General features: G+C 37.8%; 2 protein-coding genes. Both read right to left on the minus strand.

What is annotated here, in order from left to right; genetic code table 11:
* Positions 1-603: 603 nt before the first annotated feature.
* Positions 604-789, minus strand: coding sequence for a hypothetical protein (locus tag L2703_RS18885; RefSeq protein ID WP_248972565.1), 186 nt, complete (start codon positions 787-789; stop codon positions 604-606).
* On the minus strand, positions 780-1,203 hold a 424-nt coding region (locus tag L2703_RS18890), incomplete at its 5' end, for a hypothetical protein (RefSeq protein ID WP_248972566.1). The genes L2703_RS18890 and L2703_RS18885, both read right to left, overlap by 10 nt.

Raw genomic sequence — 1,203 nt, forward strand, 5'->3', positions numbered from 1 at the left:
AATGACAGCTTGCTTGTGCTCTTCTGGATAATGCTTCACTCATAACTAACTTACCGCTCCCTGTTTTATTTTTATGAAAAACTGAGGCGACAACTATCCTGACACAGGGGGATAACTTAGATTCTAGCTTTGGAAATCAGCGAAGTATGTTTGATAAATTTCAACATGACCATTTCAAATAAACAGTTATGACTAAACACAGAACCAAAGTAACGCTTACTAAAACACACTGACAATCAAACCAAAAACATACCACAGGATTTGAAAAAGTCAGGTGGTATAAACTTAAAACAAAAGCGCTCTGAATAGATGTTTGTACCGTAATAGTGCAAAAAATTGTTAGCGCCAATATAACCATCTGATTATAAAAACTAAAAGGCCAAAGTCACGAAGTGACACAAAACTCATTTGGTATGTGAAACCACACACAATACAGGGATGGTTACAAATACATATAGATCCTATTTAACATAATATACATTGTGCGCAGTTTTGTGTGGGAGTGTTTTTAGATGAGCTTTAATGCCGATAAGTGACTATATCGGCATTACCTTGTCATGCTTCCTGCGCTCAGGCTTCGCTCGTCAGCATGACGCGTACATATTAAGAATGTCTAAATGGTTCATCCTCGGTCACGTTGAGTAACTCACCATTGCAATGCGGACATTGGATAAACAACGAAGTGAAATCATCATACCACCAAGGCTTGTTACATTGCTTGCATTGCAGTTCTGGTTTGTCGTTGCGTTCGACCATGCTCATGCCGCCTGCGTATGGGATTATTTGCATGATGATTTTCCTTTCGGCATTACCACGTTTGATAAATCTGATGGATTGGCTATCAGTGATGGATTGATCCAAGGTTTATGTTGTTCACTACAATACAGTTGGCCATCTTGAGCCGCTTTACTGCAACGTGTGCCTTTTAATGTAAATGCGGTACATCGATTAACTTCTTTTGTTTCTGTATAACGATATCTCACGGTTTTTTCATCTTCAGACATCGATTCAAATGTGTATACATCAGATAAATGATAGATCCATAAGCTATTTAATTCGCCCTGATAAATGCCAATATCATCCGTGTTAGTGGTTCCAAAGTAAGTTTTGCGTTTCATGTTTAGTGAATTACGAAGCCTGTTCTTAGGCACATTTAATATCGTTTCACCATTAAGTGAGCCACCATTAAAAACAACATTTAAA

Origin of the sequence: Shewanella basaltis (assembly GCF_023283885.1) — a bacterium.
Classification (GTDB): Bacteria; Pseudomonadota; Gammaproteobacteria; order Enterobacterales; family Shewanellaceae; genus Shewanella; species Shewanella basaltis.

Bases quoted from the DNA above. Each gene is read 5' to 3' on its own strand.
- L2703_RS18885 (WP_248972565.1), bottom strand. From the start codon at position 789: ATGCAAATAATCCCATACGCAGGCGGCATGAGCATGGTCGAACGCAAC.